The sequence below is a fragment of the Pseudomonas sp. SC11 genome, from assembly GCF_047039205.1.
GTDB lineage: Bacteria > Pseudomonadota > Gammaproteobacteria > Pseudomonadales > Pseudomonadaceae > Aquipseudomonas > Aquipseudomonas boreofloridensis.
In genome coordinates, this window is the sequence record NZ_CP178183.1 from 4,857,248 (window position 1) to 4,882,234 (window position 24,987).

General features: G+C 64.0%; 25 protein-coding genes. 13 read left to right on the forward strand and 12 right to left on the reverse strand.

Going from position 1 to position 24,987, the window contains the following annotated elements:
• The first annotated feature begins 18 nt into the window (after nt 1–18).
• From urtB to ACK2SD_RS21705, 5 genes are all read left to right on the forward strand, one after another.
• Nucleotides 19–1,539 carry an urea ABC transporter permease subunit UrtB gene (gene urtB, locus ACK2SD_RS21685; protein WP_412460815.1) on the forward strand — a complete coding sequence of 507 codons (1,521 nt, stop codon included), beginning with the start codon at nt 19–21 and terminating at the stop codon, nt 1,537–1,539.
• Complete coding sequence (gene urtC, locus ACK2SD_RS21690) at nt 1,539–2,618, forward strand: urea ABC transporter permease subunit UrtC (RefSeq protein ID WP_029613671.1); 1,080 nt, start codon at nt 1,539–1,541, stop codon at nt 2,616–2,618. The genes urtB and urtC overlap by 1 nt, the downstream gene beginning before the upstream one ends.
• On the forward strand, nt 2,615–3,472 hold the full coding sequence (gene urtD, locus ACK2SD_RS21695) for an urea ABC transporter ATP-binding protein UrtD (RefSeq protein WP_295481548.1): 858 nt from the start codon (nt 2,615–2,617) through the stop codon (nt 3,470–3,472). The genes urtC and urtD overlap by 4 nt, the downstream gene beginning before the upstream one ends.
• A 129-nt stretch (nt 3,473–3,601) precedes the next feature.
• Nucleotides 3,602–4,300, forward strand: coding sequence for an urea ABC transporter ATP-binding subunit UrtE (gene urtE / locus ACK2SD_RS21700; protein ID WP_412460816.1), 699 nt, complete (start codon nt 3,602–3,604; stop codon nt 4,298–4,300).
• A gap of 30 nt (nt 4,301–4,330) precedes the next feature.
• A complete protein-coding gene (locus tag ACK2SD_RS21705; RefSeq protein WP_412460817.1) occupies nt 4,331–4,861 on the forward strand; it encodes an N-acetyltransferase family protein in 531 nt (176 codons plus the stop codon).
• Here ACK2SD_RS21705 and ACK2SD_RS21710 read toward each other — a convergent pair whose 3' ends face one another.
• The 3 genes from ACK2SD_RS21710 to cbpA all read right to left on the reverse strand — a co-directional run bounded on the left by ACK2SD_RS21710 (nt 4,862) and on the right by cbpA (nt 6,570).
• Nucleotides 4,862–5,209 carry a thioredoxin family protein gene (locus tag ACK2SD_RS21710; protein WP_412460818.1) on the reverse strand — a complete coding sequence of 116 codons (348 nt, stop codon included), beginning with the start codon at nt 5,207–5,209 and terminating at the stop codon, nt 4,862–4,864.
• Nucleotides 5,210–5,299: 90 nt separating this feature from the next.
• The gene (locus ACK2SD_RS21715) at nt 5,300–5,605 is read right to left on the reverse strand and encodes a chaperone modulator CbpM (RefSeq protein WP_295481541.1); all 306 of its coding nucleotides are present in this window, start codon (nt 5,603–5,605) and stop codon (nt 5,300–5,302) included.
• Nucleotides 5,606–5,607: 2 nt separating this feature from the next.
• Nucleotides 5,608–6,570, reverse strand: coding sequence for a curved DNA-binding protein (gene cbpA / locus ACK2SD_RS21720; RefSeq protein WP_029613669.1), 963 nt, complete (start codon nt 6,568–6,570; stop codon nt 5,608–5,610).
• A 163-nt stretch (nt 6,571–6,733) separates the two neighbouring features.
• Between cbpA and ACK2SD_RS21725 the strand changes: the two genes are divergently transcribed.
• Nucleotides 6,734–8,005, forward strand: coding sequence for an Hsp70 family protein (locus ACK2SD_RS21725; RefSeq protein ID WP_317871182.1), 1,272 nt, complete (start codon nt 6,734–6,736; stop codon nt 8,003–8,005).
• A 52-nt stretch (nt 8,006–8,057) separates the two neighbouring features.
• Here ACK2SD_RS21725 and ACK2SD_RS21730 read toward each other — a convergent pair whose 3' ends face one another.
• Together ACK2SD_RS21730 and ACK2SD_RS21735 are read right to left on the reverse strand one after the other, a co-directional pair.
• Nucleotides 8,058–9,065 carry an AI-2E family transporter gene (locus ACK2SD_RS21730; RefSeq protein ID WP_029613667.1) on the reverse strand — a complete coding sequence of 336 codons (1,008 nt, stop codon included), beginning with the start codon at nt 9,063–9,065 and terminating at the stop codon, nt 8,058–8,060.
• A gap of 70 nt (nt 9,066–9,135) precedes the next feature.
• Complete coding sequence (locus ACK2SD_RS21735) at nt 9,136–9,417, reverse strand: PsiF family protein (RefSeq protein WP_029613666.1); 282 nt, start codon at nt 9,415–9,417, stop codon at nt 9,136–9,138.
• Nucleotides 9,418–9,608: 191 nt separating this feature from the next.
• Between ACK2SD_RS21735 and osmE the strand changes: the two genes are divergently transcribed.
• Both osmE and ACK2SD_RS21745 read left to right on the forward strand, forming a co-directional pair.
• The gene (gene osmE, locus ACK2SD_RS21740; protein WP_116887474.1) at nt 9,609–9,956 is read left to right on the forward strand and encodes an osmotically-inducible lipoprotein OsmE; all 348 of its coding nucleotides are present in this window, start codon (nt 9,609–9,611) and stop codon (nt 9,954–9,956) included.
• A gap of 48 nt (nt 9,957–10,004) precedes the next feature.
• Nucleotides 10,005–10,535, forward strand: coding sequence for a ferritin-like domain-containing protein (locus tag ACK2SD_RS21745; protein WP_029613665.1), 531 nt, complete (start codon nt 10,005–10,007; stop codon nt 10,533–10,535).
• 658 nt (nt 10,536–11,193) lie between these two features.
• On the opposite strand, the gene ACK2SD_RS21750 is transcribed toward ACK2SD_RS21745, so the two are convergent.
• Nucleotides 11,194–13,257 (reverse strand): AsmA family protein, encoded by a 2,064-nt coding sequence (locus ACK2SD_RS21750; RefSeq protein WP_412460819.1) that lies wholly within the window; start codon nt 13,255–13,257, stop codon nt 11,194–11,196.
• Nucleotides 13,258–13,586: 329 nt separating this feature from the next.
• Between ACK2SD_RS21750 and ACK2SD_RS21755 the strand changes: the two genes are divergently transcribed.
• From ACK2SD_RS21755 to ACK2SD_RS21765, 3 genes are all read left to right on the forward strand, one after another.
• Nucleotides 13,587–13,997, forward strand: coding sequence for a phage infection protein (locus tag ACK2SD_RS21755; RefSeq protein ID WP_412460820.1), 411 nt, complete (start codon nt 13,587–13,589; stop codon nt 13,995–13,997).
• A gap of 182 nt (nt 13,998–14,179) precedes the next feature.
• The gene (locus tag ACK2SD_RS21760; protein WP_029612748.1) at nt 14,180–14,812 is read left to right on the forward strand and encodes a TetR family transcriptional regulator; all 633 of its coding nucleotides are present in this window, start codon (nt 14,180–14,182) and stop codon (nt 14,810–14,812) included.
• A 107-nt stretch (nt 14,813–14,919) separates the two neighbouring features.
• On the forward strand, nt 14,920–16,029 hold the full coding sequence (locus ACK2SD_RS21765; protein WP_412460821.1) for an AGE family epimerase/isomerase: 1,110 nt from the start codon (nt 14,920–14,922) through the stop codon (nt 16,027–16,029).
• 33 nt (nt 16,030–16,062) lie between these two features.
• Here ACK2SD_RS21765 and ACK2SD_RS21770 read toward each other — a convergent pair whose 3' ends face one another.
• From ACK2SD_RS21770 to ACK2SD_RS21795, 6 genes are all read right to left on the reverse strand, one after another.
• Complete coding sequence (locus ACK2SD_RS21770) at nt 16,063–16,830, reverse strand: SDR family oxidoreductase (RefSeq protein ID WP_080754788.1); 768 nt, start codon at nt 16,828–16,830, stop codon at nt 16,063–16,065.
• A gap of 591 nt (nt 16,831–17,421) precedes the next feature.
• On the reverse strand, nt 17,422–18,138 hold the full coding sequence (locus tag ACK2SD_RS21775; protein ID WP_039582895.1) for an ABC transporter ATP-binding protein: 717 nt from the start codon (nt 18,136–18,138) through the stop codon (nt 17,422–17,424).
• On the reverse strand, nt 18,135–19,010 hold the full coding sequence (locus ACK2SD_RS21780; protein WP_116887470.1) for an ATP-binding cassette domain-containing protein: 876 nt from the start codon (nt 19,008–19,010) through the stop codon (nt 18,135–18,137). The genes ACK2SD_RS21775 and ACK2SD_RS21780 overlap by 4 nt, the downstream gene beginning before the upstream one ends.
• On the reverse strand, nt 19,007–20,308 hold the full coding sequence (gene livM, locus ACK2SD_RS21785) for a high-affinity branched-chain amino acid ABC transporter permease LivM (protein ID WP_039582891.1): 1,302 nt from the start codon (nt 20,306–20,308) through the stop codon (nt 19,007–19,009). Before livM ends, ACK2SD_RS21780 begins: the two co-directional genes overlap by 4 nt.
• 2 nt (nt 20,309–20,310) lie before the next feature.
• The gene (locus ACK2SD_RS21790; protein WP_029612753.1) at nt 20,311–21,225 is read right to left on the reverse strand and encodes an ABC transporter permease subunit; all 915 of its coding nucleotides are present in this window, start codon (nt 21,223–21,225) and stop codon (nt 20,311–20,313) included.
• Between the two features lie 157 nt (nt 21,226–21,382).
• Nucleotides 21,383–22,519, reverse strand: a complete 1,137-nt coding sequence (locus tag ACK2SD_RS21795; RefSeq protein ID WP_412460822.1) for a branched-chain amino acid ABC transporter substrate-binding protein — start codon at nt 22,517–22,519, stop codon at nt 21,383–21,385.
• 415 nt (nt 22,520–22,934) lie between these two features.
• Between ACK2SD_RS21795 and pncB the strand changes: the two genes are divergently transcribed.
• On the forward strand, nt 22,935–24,140 hold the full coding sequence (gene pncB / locus ACK2SD_RS21800) for a nicotinate phosphoribosyltransferase (protein WP_039582888.1): 1,206 nt from the start codon (nt 22,935–22,937) through the stop codon (nt 24,138–24,140).
• Between the two features lie 3 nt (nt 24,141–24,143).
• Entirely contained in the window at nt 24,144–24,971 is an 828-nt protein-coding gene (gene nadE, locus ACK2SD_RS21805; RefSeq protein WP_029612756.1) for an ammonia-dependent NAD(+) synthetase, read from the forward strand.
• Nucleotides 24,972–24,987: the final 16 nt, after the last annotated feature.

A 24,987-nucleotide genomic window follows, 5' to 3' on the forward strand; every position in this document is an offset into this window, starting at 1 on the left:
GAGCGGGCTTGCCCCGCGATGAATCCACCTCCGATTTCCAGGACTGCCCACATGCTCAGACTGCTGCTGACGCTATTACTGCTCCTGCCGCTGGCAGCCGAGGCCAGCGAGGGCGAATTCTTCCTCGCGGCCAAGCCTGCCGAGCAGGCCAATTTGCTCGAACGCTGGGCCGCGCAACCGGACCCTGCGCGCCTGGCGCTGCTGGAGAACCTGCGCGAAGGCCGCATCGCCGCCGATGACACGCGCAAGGTGCGCCTGAACAACCGCTTGCGCGGCCTGATCGACAACGCCCTGGCCAGCCACCAATTGTCAGCAAGCGACAGCCGTGTGCGCCTGGGCGCGGCCCAGCAGTTGCAGAAAAGCGCGCAACCGGCGCAGATGGCAACGCTCGACCGCGCTTTCGCCCAGGAGTCCGACCCGGCGGTGCACGCCGCGCTGGGCCTGGCCTTGGCCAACCTGCAACTGGGCGCCAGCGAACCGCAGGTACGTCTGGCCGCCGTGCGCCTGCTTGGCGAGACGGGCGACCCGCTGGCCCGCACCCGACTCGAAGCACTGCTGCAACCCGGTGCGGAAAGCGATTCGGGCGTGCGCACCGCCGCCGAGACCAGCCTGGCCCAGGTGCAACGCAAGCTGTTGATCGGCGAACTGCTCGGTCAGGCCTTCAGCGGCCTGTCGCTGGGCTCGATCCTGCTGCTGGCGGCGCTGGGCCTGGCCATCACCTTCGGCCTGCTCGGGGTGATCAACATGGCCCACGGCGAAATGCTCATGCTCGGCGCCTACAGCACCTACATGGTTCAGGTGCTGGTGCAGCGCTACGCCCCCGGCGCCCTGGAGTTCTATCCGCTGATCGCCCTGCCGGTGGCCTTCGCCATCAGCGCCGGGGTCGGCATGGCGCTGGAGCGCACGGTCATCCGCCACCTCTATGGCCGCCCCCTGGAAACCCTGCTGGCCACCTGGGGCATCAGTCTGATCCTGATCCAGGCGGTACGCCTGCTGTTCGGCGCGCAGAACGTCGAAGTGAGCAATCCGGCCTGGCTGTCCGGCGGCGTGCAGGTGCTGCCGAACCTGGTGCTGCCGTACAACCGCCTGGTGATCATCGGCTTCGCCCTGGCCGTGGTGCTGCTCACTTGGCTGCTGCTCAACCGCACGCGGCTGGGGCTGAACGTGCGTGCCGTCACCCAGAACCGCAATATGGCGGCGTGCTGCGGGGTGTCCACCGGCCGCGTGGACATGCTCGCCTTCGGCCTCGGTTCGGGCATCGCCGGCCTCGGTGGCGTGGCCCTGAGCCAGGTCGGCAACGTCGGCCCGGACCTGGGCCAGAGCTACATCATCGACTCCTTCCTGGTGGTGGTGCTCGGTGGCGTCGGGCAACTGGCCGGCAGCCTCTGGGCGGCCTTCGGTCTGGGCATCGCCAACAAGCTGCTGGAACCGCAGATCGGTGCGGTGCTCGGCAAGATCCTCATCCTTGCGCTGATCATTCTGTTCATCCAGAAGCGTCCGCAAGGTCTGTTCGCCCTCAAGGGACGGGTAATCGACTGATGAACCAGCCACTGCTTGTCACCGCCGCGCACAAGGCCGGGCCCCGGCTGTCGTTGGCCCTCGGCGCCCTGCTGACCCTGGTGCTGATCGCCCTGCCGCTGTTGTCGCTGTTGCCCGAGGGGCACGCCCTGCAGGTCTCGGCCTACACCCTGACGCTGGTCGGCAAGATCCTCTGTTACGCCATCGTCGCCCTGGCCCTGGACCTGGTCTGGGGCTACGCCGGGTTGCTGTCGTTGGGCCACGGCCTGTTCTTCGCCCTGGGCGGCTACGCCATGGGCATGTACCTGATGCGCCAGGCCGCCGGCGACGGCCTGCCTGGCTTCATGACCTTCCTGTCGTGGAGCGAGCTGCCGTGGTACTGGGCCGGTACCCAGCATTTCGCCTGGGCACTGTGCCTGGTGGTGCTGGCGCCGGGGCTGCTGGCCCTGGTGTTCGGCTGGTTCGCCTTCCGCTCGCGGATCAAGGGCGTGTACTTCTCGATCATGACCCAGGCCCTGACCTTCGCCGGCATGTTGTTGTTCTTCCGCAACGAGACCGGGTTTGGCGGCAACAACGGTTTTACCAACTTCCGCACCATCGTCGGCTTCGACGTGGCCGCGCCCGGCACGCGGGCGGTGTTGTTCCTGCTGACCGTGGCCTTGCTGCTAAGCAGCCTGTACCTGTGCTGGCGGCTGACCCGCAGCAAGTTCGGCCGCCTGCTCACCGCCCTGCGCGACGCCGAGAACCGCCTGATGTTCTGCGGCTACGACCCGCGCGGCTTCAAGCTGCTGGTGTGGGTGCTCAGCGCCGTGCTGTGTGGCCTGGCCGGTGCCCTGTACGTGCCGCAGGTGGGCATCATCAATCCCAGCGAGATGTCGCCGACCAACTCCATCGAGGCCGCAGTGTGGGTGGCCCTGGGCGGACGCGGCACGCTGATCGGCCCGCTGCTCGGCGCCGGTCTGGTCAACGGGATGAAAAGCTGGTTCACCGTGGCTTTCCCGGAGTTCTGGCTGTTCTTCCTCGGCGCACTGTTCATTCTGGTCACCCTGTACCTGCCCAAGGGCGTGGTCGGGCTGCTGAAGAAAAGGAGCCAGCCATGAGAGGCCTGCCTGCGGTACACCCGGAGTTCATGCTCGAGCCGGTGTTCGATCAGCTCGGCAGCGGTCGCGATGCCATCGGCCTGGGCCAGCCCCGCAAGGCCGGACTCGACACCCGCCACGGCACCGTGTTGAGCCTGGAGGACATCAGCGTCAGCTTCGACGGCTTCAAGGCGCTCAACGCCTTGACCCTGTACATCGGCGTCGGTGAACTGCGCTGCATCATCGGTCCGAACGGCGCCGGCAAGACCACGCTGATGGACGTGATCACCGGCAAGACCCGACCGGACAGCGGCAGCGCCTTCTTCGGCGACACCCTCGACCTGACCCGCCTGAGCGAATACCAGATCGCCCAGGCCGGCATCGGCCGCAAATTCCAGAAGCCTACGGTGTTCGAGGCGCTGACGGTGTTCGAGAACCTCGAGCTGGCGCTCAAGACCGACAAATCGGTGTGGGCCAGCCTGACCGCACGGCTGACCGACGCGCAGCGCGCGCGTATCGACCAGGTGCTGAGCACCGTGCGCCTGCACAGCCAGGCCTCGCGCCAGGCCGGGCTGTTGTCGCACGGCCAGAAGCAGTTCCTGGAGATCGCCATGCTGCTGGTGCAGGAGCCACAGTTGCTGCTGCTCGACGAGCCGGTGGCGGGCATGACCGACGCCGAGACCGAGTTCACCGCCGAGCTGTTCAAGGGGCTGGCGGGCAAGCACTCGCTGATGGTGGTGGAGCACGACATGGGCTTCGTCGGCAGCATCGCCGATCATGTCACCGTGCTGCACCACGGCAGCGTACTGGCGCAAGGATCGCTGGAACAGGTACAGGCGGATGAGCGGGTGGTCGAGGTGTACCTCGGTCGCTAGGGAGAAGCTGAATCGGCGTGGGAGCGGGCATGCCCCGCGTCTAGACCTGCCCGGCCAACATCATTTGCAGGTCTGGCGCTAGCGCGGGGCGAGCCCGCGCCCACGACCTGAATCATCGGATGGCAGAACATGCTGAAAATCGACGCACTGCACCAATACTACGGCGGCAGCCACATCCTGCGAGGCCTGTCGTTCGAGGCCAAGGTCGGCGAAGTGACCTGCCTGCTGGGCCGCAATGGCGTGGGCAAGACCACCCTGCTGCGCTGCCTGATGGGCCTGGTGCCCGCCCGCGAGGGCCGCATCGAATGGGAAGGCACGCCGATCACCGCGCTCAAGCCCCAGCAGCGGGTGCACGCGGGCATCGCCTACGTGCCCCAAGGCCGGGAAATCTTCCCGCGCCTGACGGTGGAGGAAAATCTGCTGATGGGCCTGTCGCGTTTCAGCGCCCGCGAGGCGCGGCAGGTGCCGGCGTTCATCTATGAACTGTTCCCGGTGCTCGAACAGATGAAGCAGCGCCGAGGTGGCGATCTGTCCGGCGGCCAGCAGCAGCAACTGGCGATCGGCCGTGCCCTGGCCAGCCGCCCGCGCCTGCTGATTCTCGACGAGCCCACCGAAGGCATCCAGCCCTCGGTGATCAAGGAAATCGGCGCGGTGATCCGCCGTTTGGCGCAGCGCGGCGACATGGCGATCCTGCTGGTGGAACAGTTCTACGACTTCGCCGAGGCGTTGGCCGACCAGTACCTGGTGATGGCCCGTGGCGAGATCGTGCAGCGCGGCCGTGGCGAAAACATGCAGGCCGAGGGTGTGCGCGGGCTGGTAACCATTTAATCTGCGGCCTCGACTTCGCGAGACACTGCCATGAGCGACTGCATCCGCGATGCCCGGCCCGACGACCTGGCCGGCATCCTCGACATCTACAACGACGCCGTGTGCAACACCACGGCGATCTGGAATGAAACCCCGGTGGACCTGGCTAACCGTCAGGCCTGGTTCGCCGCCCGGGCCGAGCAGGGCTACCCGATTCTGGTGGCGACCGACGACAGCGGCGTGCTCGGCTACGCCTCGTTCGGCGACTGGCGCCCCTTCGAAGGTTTCCGCCACACGGTGGAGCACTCGGTGTACGTGCGCGGCGACCAGCGTGGCAAAGGCTTGGGACCGCTGTTGATGCAGGCGCTGATCGAGCGTGCCCGCAGCGGTGGCAAGCACGTCATGGTGGCGGCCATCGAAAGCGGCAATGCCGCCTCGATCCGCCTGCACGAGCGCCTGGGCTTCGCCGTGACCGGGCAGATGCCGCAGGTGGGGGTGAAGTTCGGCCGGTGGTTGGATCTGACCTTCATGCAGCTAGGGCTGAACAGCTCAGAGCGTCCACCTGATCGGCAGACGCCCTGATTAGCGCTGCACAGTCGCTTTCAGGACACGGTCCAGCAATTCCTTGGGCCGCTCCACGGTGTAATAGCCGATCAGTTCCTCAACCTGCTCGCCTCTGGAGAAGATCAACAGCGTCGGAGCGGACTGAACGGCATAGCGCTCGGCGACGACGGGGCTATCGACCAGCGAAATACGCACAAAGTCTGCACGGGTTTCAGACGATGCCCAGTCATCCATCACCTTGCTCATGCGATTACTGGCGTTTTCCCGACCGTCGGGGCGGTATTTGAAAAACTCAACCACGACCGGTTTCTTCGCTGACAGCACCTGTTCTTCGAATTGGGCTTCGTTAATCGTATGCACGCTCATGTCGACGCTCCTGAGTTGGAAGTTCTGTAATGCGTGGAGTCATCACGCTAGAACGCCCCACCGGTAGCGTCCACTGACATAAATGACAGGTCAGGCCTGCACGAACCGGCCCAGACGCTGGCGCAACATGCTGTTCTCGCTGCGTAACTGCTGCACTTCCTCAAGCAGTTCCAGCGCCAGCGCCACCCCTTCCCATTCCAGCTCCAGCTCCTGGTGCAGCTTCACCGCGCGCTTGACGGTGACCGGCGCGTGGTCGTCGAACACCCAGTCGTCGGGCGTTCGCCCTGAGGGTTCAACGATGCCGTGCTCGACGATCTCGATCACGCAGTCGGCCGTGAGGTTGGCTTCCTGGCAGAGGGTTCGCATGTCCAGTTGAACGATCAGGGTGCTGCTCATGGTCACTTACTCCATTGTGTCCTCGGGTTGAACGCGGCCTGCTCGGAGAGCTTGGTCCACAGTTCTCGGGTGGTCGCATCGGAGGTGCTGGGCATGACCACCTTGAGCTGGGCGTAGAGGTCGCCGCGCTCGCCCTGCTTGGTGGCCAGGCCCATGCCCTTGACCCGCAGGCGCTGGCCGCTCTGGCTGTCGGGGCGGATGGTCAGGTTGATCTTGCCGGTGAGCGTCGGCACCGCCACCTTGGTGCCCAGGGCGGCTTCCCACGGTGCCAGGGGCACGGTGATGATCAGGTCGTGGCCCTCGACGTCGAACAGCGGGTGCGGCGCCATGCGGATGGTCAGGAACAAGTCGCCGTTGGCGCCGCCGCCCGCGCCCGGTGCGCCCTGGCCCTTGAGGCGGATGCGCTCGCCGTCGGTGACGCCGGCCGGGATCTTCACGTTCAGGGTCTTGGTGGTGAAGCCGGTGCGTTGCCCGGCGGCGTTGGTCTGCGGCACCTGGAAACTGATCTGCTTGGATTCCTTGCTCAAGGTCTCTTCGAGAAACACCGCCAGTTCCAGTTCCACGTCCTGCCCTCGCCTGCCGGCACTGCGCTGCTGTTGCTGGCCGCGCGCGCCGCCAAAGGGATTGCCGCCACGGGCACCGAAGATCGAGCTGAAGAAGTCGGAGAAATCGCCGCCCTCGAAACCACCGCCGCCACCGCCACGGCTTTCCCAGCCCGGCGGTGCCTGGAACGGCCGGCCGTGCTGGCCACCGTACTTGCGGATCTCGTCGTATTCGGCGCGCTTGGTGGCGTCGCCCAATACTTCGTAGGCCTCGTTGGCCTCCTTGAATTTGTCCTCGGCGTCGCGCTCCTTGCTGACGTCAGGGTGATACTTGCGCGCCAGCTTGCGGTAGGCCGCCTTGATCGCCTTCTCGTCCGCGCTGGGGTCAACGCCGAGTACCTTGTAATAGTCTTTGAAGTCCATCTAAGGATCACCAGTAGGAAATATCGTGCTGCTTGTGAAGATAGGGGTGAAGCATAGCCTTTCAAGGGCCGTTTGGCGTTGCACCATGACAGACGATCGGTCTTGATTCTGTCGGCCACTGGCATAAACTGCGCGGCCGTTTTGCCTCCGGAAGCTTCCCCCCATGTCTGACGTATCCCCGGCCCGCGCCCTCGGCATCGACTTCGGCACCTCCAACTCCACCGTGGGTTGGCACCGCCCGGGCGTCGAATCGCTGATCGCCCTGGAAGAGGGCAAGATCACCTTGCCGTCGGTGGTGTTCTTCAACATCGAGGAGCGTCGCCCGGTGTACGGCCGCCTGGCCCTGCACGAGTACCTCGAAGGCTACGAAGGCCGCTTGATGCGCTCGCTCAAGAGCCTGCTGGGCTCCAAGCTGATCAAGCACGACACCAGCGTGCTGGGCAGCGCGTTGCCGTTCAAGGACCTGCTGGGACTGTTCATCGGCGAACTGAAGAAGCGCGCCGAAGCCAGTGCCGGGCGCAGTTTCGAGCAGGTGGTGCTGGGCCGCCCGGTGTTCTTCGTCGACGACGATCCGGCCGCCGACCAGGAGGCCGAGGATACCCTGGCCGAGGTGGCGCGCAAGATCGGCTTCAAGGACGTGTCGTTCCAGTACGAACCCATCGCCGCCGCCTTCGACTACGAGTCGGGCATCGCCGCTGAAGAGCTGGTGCTGATCGTCGATATCGGCGGCGGTACCTCGGACTTCACCCTGATCCGCCTGTCCCCCGAGCGTCATCGGCTGGACGCGCGCCAGGACGACATCCTCGCCACCGGCGGCGTGCACATCGGCGGTACCGACTTCGACAAGCAGCTCAGCCTGCAAGGCGTGATGCCGCTGTTCGGCTATGGCAGCCGAATGAAAAGCGGCGCGCTGATGCCCACCAGTTATCACCTGAACCTGGCCACCTGGCACACCATCAACGCCTTGTATGGCCAGAAATCGCAACTGGCCTTGGGCAACATGCGCTATGACATCGAGGACACCCTGGGCATCGACCGGCTGTTCAACCTGATCGAACAGCGCGCCGGGCACTGGCTGGCGATGGAAGTGGAGGCCAGCAAGATCGAGCTGACCGACCGCGACAGCCGCAGCATCGACCTGGGCCGGGTCGAGTCGGGGTTGGTGGCGCAGTTGAGCCGGGCCTTGTTCGAAGACGCCATCGACGGTTTGCTGCAACGGGTACGCGGCAGTGTCGACGAACTGCTGGTCAAGGCCGGGGTAACGGCGGCGCAGGTCGACACGGTGTTCTTCACCGGCGGCTCCAGCGGCATCCCGGCGCTGCGCAATAGCGTCGCGGCGATGCTGCCCAACGCCCGACACGTGGAAGGGAACATCTTCGGCAGCATCGGCAGCGGGCTGGCGATCGAAGCGCGCAAGCGCTACGGGGCGGTCTGAGATCGCGCGGGGCTCTAGCGCGGGCAACCTGCGCTAGAGCCCCCGATGGCCTTCAGACCAGCTCCATACGCCGCAACTCACTCTTCAGGTAGGCGTAGTAGATCGGCCCCGCCACCACCCCCGGCAACCCGAACGCCGCCTCGAACACCAGCATCGCCAGCAGCAGTTCCCAGGACTTGGCGCGAATCTGCCCGCCGACGATACGCGCGTTGAGGAAATACTCGACCTTGTGGATCACGATCAGGTAACCCAGCGCGGCAGCCGCCACCCAGATCGACAGCGACAGCCCGACGATGGTGATCAGCGTGTTGGAGATCAGGTTGCCGATCACCGGCAGCAGACCCAGCAGGAAGGTCAGCACGATCAGGGTCTTGGTCAGCGGCAGGTGCACGCCGAACAGCGGCAGCACCACGGCCAGGAAGATGCCGGTGAAGGTGGTGTTGAGCAGGGAAATCTTGATCTGCGCGAAGACGATGTTGCGAAACGCCTGCACCAGCAGGCTCAAACGCTCGAACAGCGCGGCCGCCAGCGGCTTGCGTCGGGACAGGTCGGGGATACGCTGCAAGGCGATGATGGCGCCGAGAATCATGCCGATCAGCAGGGTCACGAACATGTGTGCCATGCCCTTGCCCACCAGTTGCAGATCGCTCAGGTGACTGCGTATCCAGTCGCCGATGGCCACCTTGAACTCGGCAGCGCTGGCGGGCAGGTAACCCTCGATGAACGGCGGCAGCTGACCCCGCGCGCGCTCCACCAGGCCCATGAACTTGTCCAGCGAAGCGCCGGGGTTCTCGGCCTCGTGCAGCAGGAAGCTGAAGGCGCCGGCGATCAGCAACGCCAGGCTGGTGACCACCAAGGTGCCCAACAGCGCCACCGCCAGCCAACGGGCGCGCTGACCGGCGATCAGCGGTTGCAGGCGCGGGGTGAGCATGTTCACCAGTTCGAACACCAGCAGGCCGGCCAGCAGGCTGGGCAACAACTTCAGGGGCAACGCCAGGAGCAGGCCGGCAACCACGATGATGCAACTGGCCAGGGTGATCTGGCGGGGAGTGAAGGTCATACAGCCTCGGCGGCAGACAGCGGGAAGATCCGCAGTCTGCCAGCCTTCAGGCGACAGGCATAGGCACCGGTCACTTCTTCTTCAGACAGTCGCTCATGAACGCTTTTCGTGCGTCGCCCTTGAGCGACTGGCCGCTGGCGTCAGCGTTGCAGGTCTTCATTTTCTCCTGCTGGGTGGGGGGCGACTTCTTCAGGCAGGTGCTCATGAACGCCTTGCGCGCATCGCCCTTGAGCGACTGGCCCGTGGCTTCGGCGTTGCAGGTCTTCATCTTTTCCTGTTGCGCCGTGGCGGCGAATCCCTGCCCAGCGATCGACATGCCCAACACCAGCAATGACACGTGCAGCAGCTTCATGGAGTGGTCTCCTTGTCTGCGCGCTGGATGCGCGCTCGTCCCGCTGAGTGTAGACAAGAATTTTTACATCCTCGGCCAGGCCCCGTATTTCGGCCTCTTGCCGCTTCGCTTGATGAATCGAACTCCTGACGCGCCGTGCGGTTCCAAGCTTAACAGCCACCCGTAACGGACCTTTTGCAAGGAGCGTAATCATGAGCAAAGCGACCCTGGCCGTCCTGATCGCCAGCGCAGCCCTCGCCGCCTGCAGCAGCAACAGCCGCCCGGAAAATCCGGTCGACTACGTCACCTTCCGCAACGAGCCGCTGGTCAAGCAGGTCGAGAACGGCATGACCACGCAGAAGGTCATCGCCATCGGCGGCAGCCCGTCGAACATGAGCGACCTGCCCAACGGGGGCATCTGCAACGACTACATCCTCAACAAGGATGGCAAGCAGCAGCCTTACTACGTGCGCTTCGATGCCAGCGGGCATGTTGATGCCAAAGGTTTCAAGACCTGCAAGCAACGAGAAGAGGACCGCAAGGCCGTGCCTGGCGCGTAAAACCTCTCGAGACCCTGACCTGAAAAGCTGATTCGACTGGAGAATCCCATGAGCAACTCTGTACTGACCGACATCGAAACCCTGCGCCATCGTGCCCGTGAGCACGTCGAGAACGGCGCCATCACCGAAGGCTACAAGGCCGACCGTGAAGAGATCATCCGCCTGCTCAACGAGTCGCTGGCCACCGAGCTGGTTTGCACCCTGCGCTACAAGCGCCACTACTTCATGGCCAGCGGCATCAAGGCCAGCGTCGCCGCCGAGGAATTCCTCGAGCACGCCAACCAGGAATCCGAGCACGCCGACAAGCTGGCCGAGCGTATCGTGCAGCTTGGCGGTGAGCCGGACTTCAACCCGGACAACCTGAGCAAGAACTCCCACGCTCAGTACGTGGCCGGTTCCAACCTGAAGGAAATGGTCCTCGAAGACTTGGTGGCCGAGCGCATCGCCATCGACAGCTACCGCGAGATCATCCAGTACATCGGCGACAAAGACCCGACCACTCGCCGCATCTTCGAAGACATCCTGGCCCAGGAAGAAGAGCACGCCGACGACATGTCGGATCTGCTCGAAGGCCTGTAAGTCAGGTATCGTCGGGGCCGCTTTGCGGCCCTTTCGCGGCACAAGGCCGCTCCCACAACGTCCGCGTAACGCCTGAAAACAGGGCCTTGCACGGATTTTTGTGGGAGCGGCCTTGTGCCGCGATGGGCTGCGCAGCAGCCCCAATGCCAGCAATACAGATCTCAAGTGAACAGCGTTAGCACTGCAGCCTTCTTCAAGCGCATCACTTCTTCGACTTCACCGCAGCCGGCGCCTTGCCAGCCTTCATGCGCTCTAGCAGCGGTGTGCATGGATTGGACTCCCACAACGTCGGCGTAACCCCTGAAAACAGGGGCCTTGCACGGATTTTGTGGGAGCGGCCTTGTGCCGCGATGGGCTGCGCAGCAGCCCCAATGCCAGCAATACAGATCTCAAGTGAACAGCGTTAGCACTGCAGCCTTCTTCAAGCGCATCACTTCTTCGACTTCACCGCAGCCGGCGCCTTGCCAGCCTTCGTGCGCTCTAGCAGCGGTGTGCATGGATTGGACTCCCACAACGTCCGCGTAACCCCTGAAAACAGGGCCTTGCACGGATTTTTGTGGGAGCGGCCTTGTGCCGCGATGGGCTGCGCAGCAGCCCCAATGCCAGCAATACAGATCTCAAGTGAACAGCGTTAGCACTGCAGCCTTCTTCAAGCGCATCACTTCTTCGACTTCACCGCAGCCGGCGCCTTGCCAGCTTTCATGCGCTCTAGCAGCGGTGTGCACTGGTGAGGCTCACCACCGCTGGGTGCGATCAACGCCAGCAGCCCCGCCGCCGGCCCCACCGCAACGCCCAACGCCACCATGCCTGCCCCGCGCAACGCCAGGGGCACCGCTTGCACGCCGGCACTGGGTTTGGCGAACGCGCCGCGCACGTACAACGGCGACCGCAGCGAGAACAGGCGCAGGCCCTTGGATTCGGGGGTGACTTTCAAATCCAGACGTTCGGTGGCGAAGTTGGCGGTACCGTTGATGTAGATGATCGCGTTCTCGGTATCGAAGACGAACAGCCGGGTACTGGCCAAGCCATCCTTGATGCCGACGTCGGCCGCCGCGCAATTGATCTTCACGTCCTCATCGCCGAACAGCTTGTCCACCACATAGTTGCCGACGTTGAGCCCGGCGATTTCCATCAGGCTGCGGCTGATCGCGCCATCGTTGATCAACAGCCGCAAGTCACCATTGGAGGTGCCGAGCAGCGCCGCCACCGAGTTGCCGCGCCCGCTGATGTCGGCATCGCCATTGAGCTCGCCGAAACTGGTCTGCATGGGGGCGAAGGTGGGGAACAGCTCCTTGAGCTTGAAGCCGCGCGCGGTCAGACGGGCGCGGCCCTGCATCGGCACCGAGCGGCCATCCAGACGGATGTTGGCATCGAGGTTGCCACCGGCCACGCCGAAGCGTAGCGGAGTCAGGCGCAGCAGACCGTCTTCCAGCACTACGTGGGCCGACAGGTCCTTGAACGGCAATTGCTCGCTGTGGACGATGCGCTTGCCGGCGAAGGAGACGTCGGCGTCCATGGCGCGCCAGCGGTCGGTGCGGAATTCCTCGACCGGCAACACCTTGTCGCCGGGTTGCTTGCTGGCACCGCCGCGGGCTTTCTGCTCGGCGTTGGAGTCGGCACCAATCAGCGGCGCCAAGTCCTTGAACAGCAACTGGTTGGAAACCAGCTTGCCGGACAGCTTGGGCCGTGACTGGCTGGCAACGAAGGCCAGGTCGCCGTGGATGTCGCTGTCGCCGATCTTGCCGTTGAAGTCTTCGTAGCGGAAACGCGCGCCGCCGGCGTCGTGCAGGTTGGCGGTGAGGTGACCGTCGGTGGAATAGGCCGGGGTGTCGGGTAAGGTCACGCCCGTCAAGGGATAGAGGTTGCCCAGGCTGCTGCCGGAGAGTTTCAGGCGCAGGTCCAGGGCGCCGAGGTTGCGCGGGTCGGTCAGGGTGCCGGCGACGGCAGCGCGGGTATCGCCCACGCGCGCATCCACTTGCAGCGGGAACGGCTGGCGGCTGTCCTGCAGCGCCAACAGGCCACCGATCTTGCCGGTGGCGTTCACCGCCTGACCTTTGTAGCGACCTTGGGCCTTGAGGCCGAAGGCGTAGTCCTGCGCGCCGCCGGTCTCGTCAGCCTTGGCCTTGCCGACGATCTCACTGAACGGAATCGGCTTGCCCAGTGGGTCGATCTGCACCTTCATCTGGGTCTTGAGGGTCTGGTCGTCGAAGCTGACATTGCCTTGGTCAAAACCGATGGCGCCGATGTCCAGCACCCACTTCGACGGTTCGGCGTTCTCGTCCTTGGGCCCGAAATCGAAGTTCCAGTTGGCACGGCCATCGGCCAGGCGGGTCAGGCTGGCCGTGGGATGGGTGAGGTCGATGCGCGGAATGGAAATCGTCTGAACCAGCAACGGCAAGGGCGAGAGGCGGAACTCGACCCGCTCCAGACCGACCATCTGCGGCGCTTTAAGCCAGTCCGGGTTGCCTAGCGTCAGGTCTTCGGCGACGAAACGCGGCCACGGCACCCAGGCGCGCCACCCGCCCTCGTCGCGCTCGCGCTGCCAGTGCACGGCCAGGTTGCCATTGATGGCGAAGGGACGGTGCAAGGCTTCAGAGACTTTTTCGTTGAGCAGCGGCTTGATGCGGTTCCAGTCGAAAGTGGCGATCACCACCACCAGTATCACCAGCAGGGCTAGGAGGCTGGCGAGGATCCAGATGAAGATTCTGGTGGGGCGCGTCATTGCGGGGCTCTCCTGACTGCATGACCTGAAGCGGTGCGGCGTTTGGCGTTCATTAGCTGGGACTGACGAAAGCCGGCAGGGTTTTATCGATGACGGTCATGATAGCGAAGTTTTTCTGACCCACGGCCCAGTTCCAGGGACAGATGCACGCCACCCGCTACCTGATCGGCGCGCTGAACGATGCCCTGCAACACCGGCGCTAGAGCCTCCCGCGACGAACATCATTGGCGTTGATTGTTACCATCGACCGTATGAACTTCTCTGCTGAGTTACCGAGCGTAGCATTGCCCTCGTACCCACTTTTCGCATCCCACGAGGAGCACTGAATCATGAAACGCCCACTGTTGCTGAGCCTTGGTCTTTCCCTTCTGGCCGCCAATGCCTTCGCCCTGCCGGCCGCCGAACAACACTTGAGCGGCGAAGCTCGCCCCACCTCGACGGTGATCGCGCAGCCCTTGAACCCCCTTGCAGAGGGCGGCTCGGATCGCTTGATCGAACGTAACAACCGCGTGGCCGAAGGTGGCTCGGATCGTCTGATCGAACGCAACGACCGCGTGGCCGAAGGCGGCTCGGATCGCTTGATCGAACGTAACAACCGCGTGGCCGAAGGTGGTTCGGATCGTCTGATCGAACGCAACGACCGCGTGGCCGAAGGTGGCTCGGATCGCTTGATCGAACGTAACAACCGCGTGGCCGAAGGTGGTTCGGATCGCTTGATCGACAGCCGCCGTGTGAGCTGATGCGGTTGGCTACCGAAGCGACGCAGTCCCACGGCTTTGAGCCTACTCACGTTATTCACGCCAGCATGCCGGGGTTGCCACGCAGCCCCGACTCCCCTCTCTAGACGACCTCCCAGGCCATTGACCGCTCTTCGTTTTATTCACTAGAGTGCCCTGCCGTACAGCCTCAGAATTCACCGCCCATGCTGCCGCGCGCCGAACAGAAGCAACAGACCCGCCTGGCCCTGCTCGATGCGGTCTGTCAGCTCATGGAAAGTGGTCGTGGCTTCAGCAGCATCAGCCTGCGCGAAGTGGCCAAGGCCGCTGGCATCGTCCCCACCGGCTTCTACCGACACTTCCCCGACATGGACGCCCTGGGCCTGGCCCTGGTGGCCGAGGTCGACGCCACCTTCCGCCACACGATCCGCCTGGTGCGGCACAACGAATTCGAACTGGGCGGTATCACCGACGCTTCGGTGCGCATCTTCCTCGACGTCGTCGCGGCGCATCACGCCCAGTTCCTGTTCCTGGCCCGGGAGCAGTACGGCGGCTCGCAGCCAGTACGCCAAGCCATCGCCCGCCTGCGCGAGGACATCAGCTCGGACCTGGCCACGGATCTGGCACGCATGAAACGCTGGCAACACCTGGACAGCGCCGCCTTGACGGTGATGGCCGACCTGGTGGTCAAGACCGTGTTCGCGACCCTGCCCGAGCTGATCGACACCCCCGACCCGACTTGTCCGCAGTCGTTGACGCCCCAGGAAAAGATCACCCAGCAGTTGCGCTTCATCTTCGTCGGCGCACGCCACTGGCAAGGCCTGGGCAATCGGGGATAGGGCAAGCGGCAAGCCAGCGAGTACACGGCTTTTTCTTGTCGCTCGCAACTTGCCGCTTGCCGCTAGCTGTTAACATGGCGACCTGCCCGATTGTCACGAGCGTTGCCATGTCCAAGCCCCTTCCTGAACCGTCCGAGCTGACCAACCGCCTGGCCCAGGTCCGTGAGCATTTCGACTCGCGCATCGTGCCGCTGTGGCAAGGGCCGGGCTGGAATGCTGACATGGCCCTGCCCTTCGAGGCGCTCGATGCCGACCACCGTCCTCTGCCCGTGCAGCGCTATCGGGCCATGGCGTGCGCAAGGCAGTTGTACCTGTTCAGCAGCCGCATCGAGCAACCGGGGGCGGCCGAGCGTGCAGCGGCGTTGTTCCGCTCGCTGCAGCGGCACTTCCACGATGCCGAGCACGGTGGCTGGTTCTACAGCATCGCCGCCGACGGCACCCCGCTGGACCGGCGCAAAGACCTGTACACCCATGCCTTCATCGCCTTTGCCTGCGCGCATTACTGGGGGCAGGTGCGTGAGGGACTGGTCGAGTCGACCCTCAACGCTGCCCTGGCGGTGATTGCAGAACGCTTTGCCCGCGAAGATGGACTCTACGAGGCGGTGCTGGGTGAGGACTGGTCGGATCTCTCAAGTGGGCCGCTGCAGAATCCGCAAATGCACCTGGCCGAAGCCTTTCTTCAGACCCTGGCAGTGCGCGAGGACACGGCGGTCGAGCAGGCCCTGGTGCAGTTATGCACAGCGCTGCACCGTGACTTCATCGATCCGGCGCATGGCGTGATGATGGAGAAGCCGCTGGGCGCTGTGGATAACTGGTTCGAGCCCGGCCATCAGTTCGAATGGTTGTTCTTGCTCGATACCTCACCGCTACTGCGCGACAGTGCCTTGCACACGGCCATCGAGCGCGCTTTCAGCTACGCCGAACAGCATGGCGTACAAGGCAACGCGGTGGTGGCGATGCTCGACATCGACGGCCGCGTGCTCGACGCCACGCAGCGCATCTGGGCCAAGGCCGAGTACCTGCGCGCGCTGACGCTGCGGTCGAACGCCGAACATCGCCTGGTGAAGCAATTGACAGCCCTGCAGGATGACTTCCTGTACCCGGCCGGTTGGCACGAGTGCCGCGACGCCAGCGGCGCGGTGAGCCGTCACGACATGCCCTCGACCACGCCCTATCACCTGGCCACCGCCTTGCACGGGCTGCTGCAGATCGTCTGAGCGGGGTGTGGGCGCCGTGCGGCCCTCTGACGGCTATCCCTTGACGCTGCGGTCGATGGCGAAACCGGCCCAGTCCTGGCTCACCGGCATCAGTTCGAGGGTGTTGATGTTGACGTGGGCGGGCTGGTTGAGCACCCAGAAGACGGTCTCGGCAATGTCCTGCGGCTGGATCGGCTCGGCACCGGCATAGGTCGCGTCGTAGCGCGCCTGATCGCCACCGAAGCGCACCAGCGAGAACTCGCTTTCGCACAGCCCCGGCTCGATGGTGGTGACCCGCACCCCGGTGCCGCGCAGGTCGCAACGCAGGCTCAGAGAGAACTGGCCGACGAACGCCTTGGTGCCGCCATACACATGGCTGCCCGGATACGGATAATTGCCGGCGACGGAGCCGACATTGAGGATACTTGCGCCACGGCCATGGGCGATCAGGCGGGGCAGCAGCAGTCGGGTGGTGTACATCAGGCCTTTGATGTTGGTGTCGACCATGGTGTCCCAGTCATCCAGGTCGCACTGCGGCGCAGGGTCGGCGCCGAGGGCCAGACCGGCGTTGTTGACCAGGGCCTGAAGCGTGTCGAAGCTTGGCGGCAGGCTGGCGATTGCCGCCTCCATGGCCTGGCGATCGCGCACATCGACCACCAGCCCCAGCACCTCGGTCTTGGCCGACAGCTCGGCGCACAGCGCATCCAGGCGCTCCTTGCGCCGTCCGGTGAGCACCAGTTTCCAGCCGGCCTCGGCAAAGCGGCGGGCGGTGGCTTCGCCGAAACCGGAAGTAGCCCCGGTGATGAATACGGTGGACGTCATGCTGATCTCCTTTGCAGATGGGCCGTCACGGGAGTAGCAGCATGCCCTCAGCGTGGGCTGGCGACAAGCCACAGCGTCACTGGTCAAAATATGTTCAACAGCCTGCATGCCTTATGGCGCAAGGGCTGGCTCAGGCTATGCGCATGTTATCCACAGGGCTTTCCCCACGGATTGGGGGCAACTGTCGAAACCACGCTCGCCTCTCGGTCCACCTGAGCAGCCGCAATGCGCGCTGACACGGTGGGCAAGGCTCACACCACGCAGGATGCAGCTGTCTGTCCAGTGGTTGCCCACAGAGTTATCCACAGCCTGGGCAAATGGATTGCGAACGGCTGACGACGGCCCGCAGCAGCACCGCTCTGTGAATAAGATCTAATTGGTCAAATAATGAGCACTTGCCGCAAGCCCTTTATCCATAAGGCGTCTAGCGAGGTGCCACCACGTTTTCCACAGGCAGATCAACATTAATCGTGGAAAAGATCCCACCCGCGTAACGCTGGATATGCAGGGCACCTTCAAGGCCCTTGAAAACGCACGTGCGACAAGTTGTCCACATCGATGCCCGCCCCACGCAGCAGGGCGGGATCCTGTTCAATGGCCGCCCAGATACGCGCTGCGCACCTCGTCGTTCACCAACAGCTCCTGCCCCGTACCGGTCATGCGGATTTGCCCGTTGACCATCACGTAGGCGCGATCCGACAACTTCAGCGCATGGTTGGCGTTCTGTTCCACCAGAAAGATGGTCATGCCGGTCTGCGCCAGCTCGCGCAGGGTCGAGAAAATCTGCTTGACCACGATCGGTGCCAGCCCCAGCGACGGCTCATCCAGCAGCAGTAGCTTGGGACGGCTCATCAGCGCCCGGGCGATGGCCAGCATCTGCTGCTCTCCACCGGACATGGTCATCGCCCGCTGGTTGCGCCGCTCCTTCAAACGCGGGAACAGCGCATACATGCGCTGCATGTCCTCGTCGGCGTGCTTGTCGCCGATGGGGATGGTCCCCATCATCAGGTTTTCCTCGACCGTCATGTCGGGAAACACCCGGCGCCCCTCCGGCGACTGAGCGATGCCATTGGAGGCGATGTAGTGCGACGACTTGCGGGTGATGTCGGTGCCGCGATAGAGAATTTGCCCGGCGCTGGCGCGCGGTTGACCGAAGATCGACATCAGCAGCGTGGACTTGCCCGCACCGTTGGCACCGATCAGGCTGACCGTCTCGCCCTCCTCGATGTGCATCGAGACCTGCTTCAACGCCTGGATCGGGCCGTAGAACACGTCCAGGTCCTTGAGTTCGAGAATGGGTGCACTCATACCAGTTCCTCTTCGTCGGCACCCAGGTAGGCGGCGATCACCGTCGGGTTGTTGCGGATATCCTGCGGCGCCCCTTCGGCGATGACGTTGCCGTGGTCGAGGACGACGATGTGGTCGGAAATGCTCATGACCATGCCCATGTCGTGCTCGATCAGCACCACGGTGATGTCGTGCTCGTCGCGCAGTACACGAATCATGCGGCTCAGGGCCTCGGTCTCCTGCGGGTTGAGGCCGGCAGCCGGCTCGTCCAGGCAGATGATCTTGGGCCGTGTGCACATGGCGCGGGCGATTTCCAGACGGCGCTGCTGACCGTACGACAGCTCGCCGGCCAGGCGGTTGGCGCAATCGACCAGATCGACCACTTCCAGCCAGTAGAACGCATGGTCCAGGGCATCGCTTTCGGCCTGGCGGTAGGCCTTGGTGTTGAGCACACCGGCCAGCAAGTTGCGGTTGACCCACATGTGCTGGGCCACCAACAGGTTTTCCACCACCGACATCTCTTTGAACAGGCGAATGTTCTGGAAGGTACGCGCCAGGCCAGCACGGTTCACCAGGTGGGTGCCGCCGAACATCTTGTAGTACACGCGACTGGCGAAGCGCGGCAGGGAGAAGAAATCCGCCGCCTCGAAGCGCTCGCCCAGCAGCTCGATGACATTGGTGCGGGTACCGCGCGCGTGAAGCTCGATGCGTCCGCCACTGGCCTTGTAGAAGCCGGTCAGGCAGTTGAAGACGGTGGTCTTGCCGGCACCATTGGGGCCGATCAGGGCGAAGATCTGGTTGCGGCGCACCTTGAGGCTCACATCGCTGAGCGCCTTGATGCCGCCGAACTGCATCATCAGGTTGTCCACCGAGAGAATGATGTCGTCGCTCATGGCGCCACTCCTTTACGCGGAACCACGCCGGTGCGGCTGATGCGGATCAGCCCGCGCGGTCGCCAGATCATCATCAGCACCATCAGCACGCCGAATAGCAGCACGCGGTATTCGGAGAAGCTGCGCAACAGCTCCGGCGCCACGGTCAGTACGAACGCGGCGATCACCACGCCCACGGTCGAGCCCATGCCGCCGAGCACGACAATGGCCAGGATCAGCGCCGATTCGAAGAAGGTGAACGAAGACGGGTTGACGAAGCCTTGGTAGGTGGCGAAGAACACCCCGGCCAGGCCCGCGGTGGACGCGCCCAAGGTGAAGGCCGAGAGCTTGACCAGGACATGGTTCAGGCCCATCGAGCGGCAGGCGATTTCGTCCTCGCGCAGCGCCTCCCAGGCGCGCCCCACCGGCATGCGGGTCAGCCGGTGCTTGATGTACAGCACCGCCAGCACCACCAGGAACAGCACGATGTAGATGAACAGGAACTTGTAGTTGGCGTTGTATTCCAGGCCGAAGAATTCGTGGAACGGCACCCCGCCGTCCTTGGCCCGGCGGCCGAACTCCAGGCCGAAGAAGGTCGGCGACGGTGCCGGCATGCCATTCGGACCGCCAGTGAACGACAGCCAGTTGTTCAGCACCAGGCGGATGATCTCGCCGAAGCCCAAGGTCACGATGGCCAGGTAGTCGCCATGCATGCGCAACACCGGGAAACCGAGGATGCAGCCGGCCAGGGCGGCGGCGATGGCCGCCAGCGGCAGCACGCTCCAGAAGCCTAGCCCCAGGTACTGGTAGCCCAGCGCCAGGCCATAGGCACCGATGGCGTAGAACGCCACGTAGCCCAGGTCGAGCAACCCGGCCAGGCCGACCACGATGTTCAGGCCCAAGCCCAGCAGCACGTAGATCAGCCCGAGGATGACCACGGTCAGCAGGTACTTGTTGGCGAAGATCGGAAAGACGATGGCGATCACGATCAGCGCCGGAATGATGTAGCGCAGGCGCGATTTGTAGTTGGGCGCCAGCACGTGCACGCCGGAGCCGCCATTGTCGAAGCCCTGCTGCAAGCGCTGGCCGGCGGCGCTCTGCAGGAACAGGCTGAGTAACAGGCGGCCGATCATCACGGTGCCGACCAACCAGGCCACGCGCCTAGGCTCGGCGTTGAAGCTGTAGCCGTCGAGGACCACGCCGACCACCGGGCCGAAGACGATGAGCGCCAGCAGACCGGCGACGAGGGTTTCCACGAGGCTGCGCTTGATGTCGAAGCCGTTGCGGGTGGAGACAGGGGCAGTATGGGCAATAGACATGTTCACACCTTGGCCACGAGTGGGCGGCCCAACAGGCCTTGTGGACGGAAGATGAGGATCAGCACCAGCAGCGAGAAGCTGAACACATCCTTGTAGTCGGAGTTGATCAGCCCCGAGAACAGCGACTCGGAGATGCCCAGGATGATCCCGCCGAGCATGGCCCCCGGCAGCGAGCCGATGCCACCGAGCACCGCGGCGGTAAAGGCCTTGATGCCGATGATGAAGCCGGCGTAGAAGTCGAAGGTGCCGTAGTTCAAGGTGATCAGCACACCGGCCAACGCGGCCATGACCGCGCCGATGACGAACACATAGGAGATCACCCGGTCGGTGTTGATACCCAGGATCGAGGCCATCTTGCGGTCCTGCTGGGTGGCCCGGCACATGCGCCCGAGCTTGGTGTACTTGATGATGTAGGTGAGCAGGGCCATGCCCGCGAACGCAGCGACCAGGATGAACACCTTGGTGTAGGTGAGCTGGACGAAGCCACTGCCGATGTCGACGCGCCAGGCGCCTTCGAGCAGGGTCGGCACGCCTTGCTGGCGAGCGCCCTGGCTGATCTGCGCGTAGTTCTGCAGGATCAGCGAAATGCCGATGGCACTGATCAGCGGCGCCAGGCGGGTGGAGTTGCGCAGCGGCTTGTAGGCGATGCGCTCGATGGTGAAGCCATAGACGCCGGTGACGACGATGGTGAACAACAGCGTGCCGAGCATGAGCAGCGGGAAGGACTCGATGCCGAAGTAGGCCAGCAATGCCAGGCTGATCGCCGCGAGGTACGCGGAGATCATGTACACCTCGCCGTGCGCGAAGTTGATCATGCCGATGATGCCATAGACCATTGTGTAGCCGATGGCGATCAGACCATAGACCGACCCGAGGGTCAGGCCGTTGATCAGTTGCTGCAGGAAAATCCCATCCATAACGCAATCTCACCTGTCGAGATTGCACGAGCGCCGACCACGGCGGGGGCAAGGGTGACACGACCCTCGCCGCGCAGGACTGTGCAGATCTACGGATAAAGTACGGACACCGCGCAGCCAGGCCCGGCGCCTTCAGGCGACCGAGCCGCGGCCGTTGTTATTGTTGTTTTTCGAGCTGGTGGTACTTGCCGTTGGCATCCCACTGGTAGACCACGTAGTCGGAGACGGTCAGGTCACCCTTGGCATCCCACTTCTTCTCGCCCATGACGGTCTTGACCGGGTTGGCCTTGAGCCACTTGGCAGCGTCTTCGCCTTTGTTCGACTTGGCGCCGTTGAAGGCCGCAGCCAGTGCCTGCAGCGAAGCGTAGGCGTAGAGGTTGTAGCCTTCAGGCTCGGTGCCGGCCTTGCGGAACTCCTCGACCACGGCCTTGCTGTCGGGCAGCAGGCGCGGGTCGGCGCCGAAGGTCATGTAGACGTCTTTGGTGTACTGGGCGCCGCCGGCGGTGGAGACCAGTTCGTCGGTGACGATGCCGTCGTCGGACATGAATGCCACGTCCTTCAGGCCCTGCTCGCGCAGTTGGCGCACCAGAGGGCCGGCTTCCGGGTGCAGGCCGCCGAAATACACCACATCGGCACCGGCCGCGCGAATCTTGGTCACCACGGCGCTGAAGTCCTTCTCGCCACGGGTCAGGCCCTCGTAGAGCACCGGCTTGACGCCGCGCTTCTCCAGTTGCGCCTTGGTCGCGTCCGCCAGGCCCTGGCCATAGGTGTCCTTGTCGTGCAGCACGGCGACCTTCTTGCCCTTGAGCACATCGACGATGTAGTTGCCGGCGACGATACCCTGCTGGTCGTCACGACCGCACATGCGGAACATCGCCGACAGGCCACGCTCGGTGACCTGCGGGTTGGTCGAACCTGGCGTGATGGCGATCACCCCGGCTTCGTCGTACACCTCGGAGGCAGGGATGGTGTTGGAGGAGCAGAAATGTCCGACCACACCGATCACCTTGTCCTGATCGACCAGACGGTTGGCTACGGCCACCGCCTGCTTCGGCTCGCAGGCATCGTCGCCCTTGACCAGCACGATCTGCTCGCCATTGATGCCGCCGGCCTTGTTGATCACATCGGCCGCCGCTTGCGCACCTTTCATGTATTGCTCGCCAAACGCTGCGTTGGCCCCGGTCATCGGGCCCGCCACGCCGATCTTCACGTCGGCTTGTGCATACGAAGAAACACCCAGTGCCGTTGCCACGGCCAGTGCCAGGAAACCTTTCTTGTAAAACGTCTGCGACATGAGGTGGTGCTCCTAGAGTTTTTTTAGTTGGCACTACAACTTCATCAACACGATGCTCCGAGCAAGGGCCGTGCCATCGGTTTTATCTGACGGAACAGGAGCTGCCTCAGACAACGCCCCACGCCATGTAGGACGCTTCTTTATTGACCGTGCAACCGTCTAACACCGGCGAAGCGCCACCTCCCTCGCCAGCCAGGCGCAACCCATGGGTGCCATCATTGCAACCAGCACAGGCACCCATGTGCAACCTGCGCGTAACGGTGCGACGTCACCGAAGTGCACACCGCTGGTGCACGAGTGCTACAGACAGGCACCGTTTCAAGGCTGTGACCCAACCCGCAACCTCTGCTTCCATTCCCGCGCAGTCGCCGAACCCTGGCACAATGAGCGCCAATCGCCGCCCTGGAGCCATTCAATGAGCGAGAGCGCATTCGCTGAGCGCATCGTGCACAACCTGCTCGACACCGATTTCTACAAGCTCACCATGATGCAGGCCGTGTTGCACAACTACCCGGACGCCGACGTGGAATGGGAATTCCGCTGCCGCAACGGCGAGGACCTGCGGCCTTACTTGAGCGAAATCCGCCAGCAGATCGAACAGTTGGCCGACCTGACCCTCGATGACGGCCAGATGCAGTTCCTGGAACGCATCAGCTTTCTCAAGCCCGACTTCCTGCGCTTCCTGCGCCTGTTCCGCTTCAACCTGCGCTACCTGCACCTGGGCATCGAGCATGACCAACTGTTCCTGCGCCTGCGTGGCCCCTGGCTGCATGTGATCCTGTTCGAAGTGCCGCTGCTGGCGATCATCAGCGAGATGCGCAACCGTCACCTGCACCCGCAAATGCCACTGAGTGCGGCGAGCGAGCAGTTGCAGCGCAAGTTCGACTGGCTGCGTAGCAATGCCAGCGAGGAGGAATTGAGCCAGTTGCAGGTCGCCGACTTCGGCACCCGCCGGCGCTTCTCCAGCCGCGTGCAGGAGCAGGTGGTGCGCATGATGCGCGACGACTTCCCTGGGCGTTTCGTTGGCACCAGCAACGTCGATCTGGCCTGGAAGCTGGACATCAAGCCGCTGGGCACCATGGCCCATGAGTGGATCATGGCCCACCAGCAGCTCGGTCCACGGCTGATCGACAGTCAGATCGCCGCGCTGGACTGCTGGGTTCGCGAGTACCGCGGGCTGCTGGGCATCGCCCTGACCGATTGCATCACCATGGATGCGTTTCTCGGCGACTTCGACCTGTATTTCGCCAAGCTCTTCGACGGCCTGCGCCACGATTCCGGCGAGCCGGTGGCCTGGGCGGAAAAAGCCATCGCCCACTACCGCAAGCTGGGCATCGATCCGATGACCAAGACCCTGGTGTTCTCCGACGGCCTGGACCTGCCCCGCGCCCTGGGCATCTTCCGCGCCCTGCGCGGTCGGATCAACGTCAGCTTCGGCATCGGCACCAACCTGACCTGCGACATACCGGGCGTGGCGCCGATGAGCATCGTGCTTAAAATGACCGACTGCAACGGCTCGCCGGTGGCGAAGATCTCCGACGAGGCGGCCAAGACCCAATGCCGCGACGACAATTTCGTCGCTTACCTGCGTCACGTATTCAAAGTCCCCAGCAAGGAGTAACCCATGCAAGCCGTCCAGCAGGAAATTGCCCAGGCGCTCAAGGTGCAGCCGCCTTTCGCCGACGCCGCCGCGCTCGAGCAGGAAGTGGCCCGGCGTGTGGCCTTCATCAAGGACTGCCTGGCCAACGCCCGGCTCAAGACACTGGTGCTGGGCATCAGCGGCGGCGTCGATTCGCTGACCGCCGCCCTGCTCGCCCAGCGCGCCATCACCGAGCTGCGCAGTGAAACCGGTGACAAGGCCTACACCTTTATCGCCGTGCGCCTGCCCTACCAGGTGCAGCATGACGAGCACGACGCCCAGGCTTGCCTTGCGGTGATCAAGCCCGACGAAGTGCATACCGTCGATATCGCCCCGGCGGTGAAGGCCCTGGCCGCCGAAGTGGAAGAATTGAAGCACGGCTCGCCCACCCTGGTGGACTTCGTGGTCGGCAACGTCAAGGCGCGCACCCGCATGGTCGCCCAGTACACCCTCGCCGGCGCCCGTGCGGGCCTGGTGATCGGCACTGACCACGCGGCCGAAGCGGTGATGGGCTTCTTCACCAAGTTCGGCGATGGCGCCTGCGACCTCACCCCACTGGCGGGACTCGTGAAAAATCAGGTGCGGGCGATCGCTCGCCACTTTGGCGCGCCCGAGTCGCTGGTGGAGAAGGTGCCGACGGCCGACCTCGAAGACCTGGAGCCGGGCAAGCCCGACGAAGCGGCCCACGGCGTCACTTATCAAGAGATCGATGCCTTCCTGCAGGGCCAGCCGGTGCGACAGGAGGCGTTCGACATCATCGTCGCCACCTACCGCAAGACCCAGCACAAGCGCGAGCAGCCCTACGCCCCCTGAGGCGCGCGACTGGCCA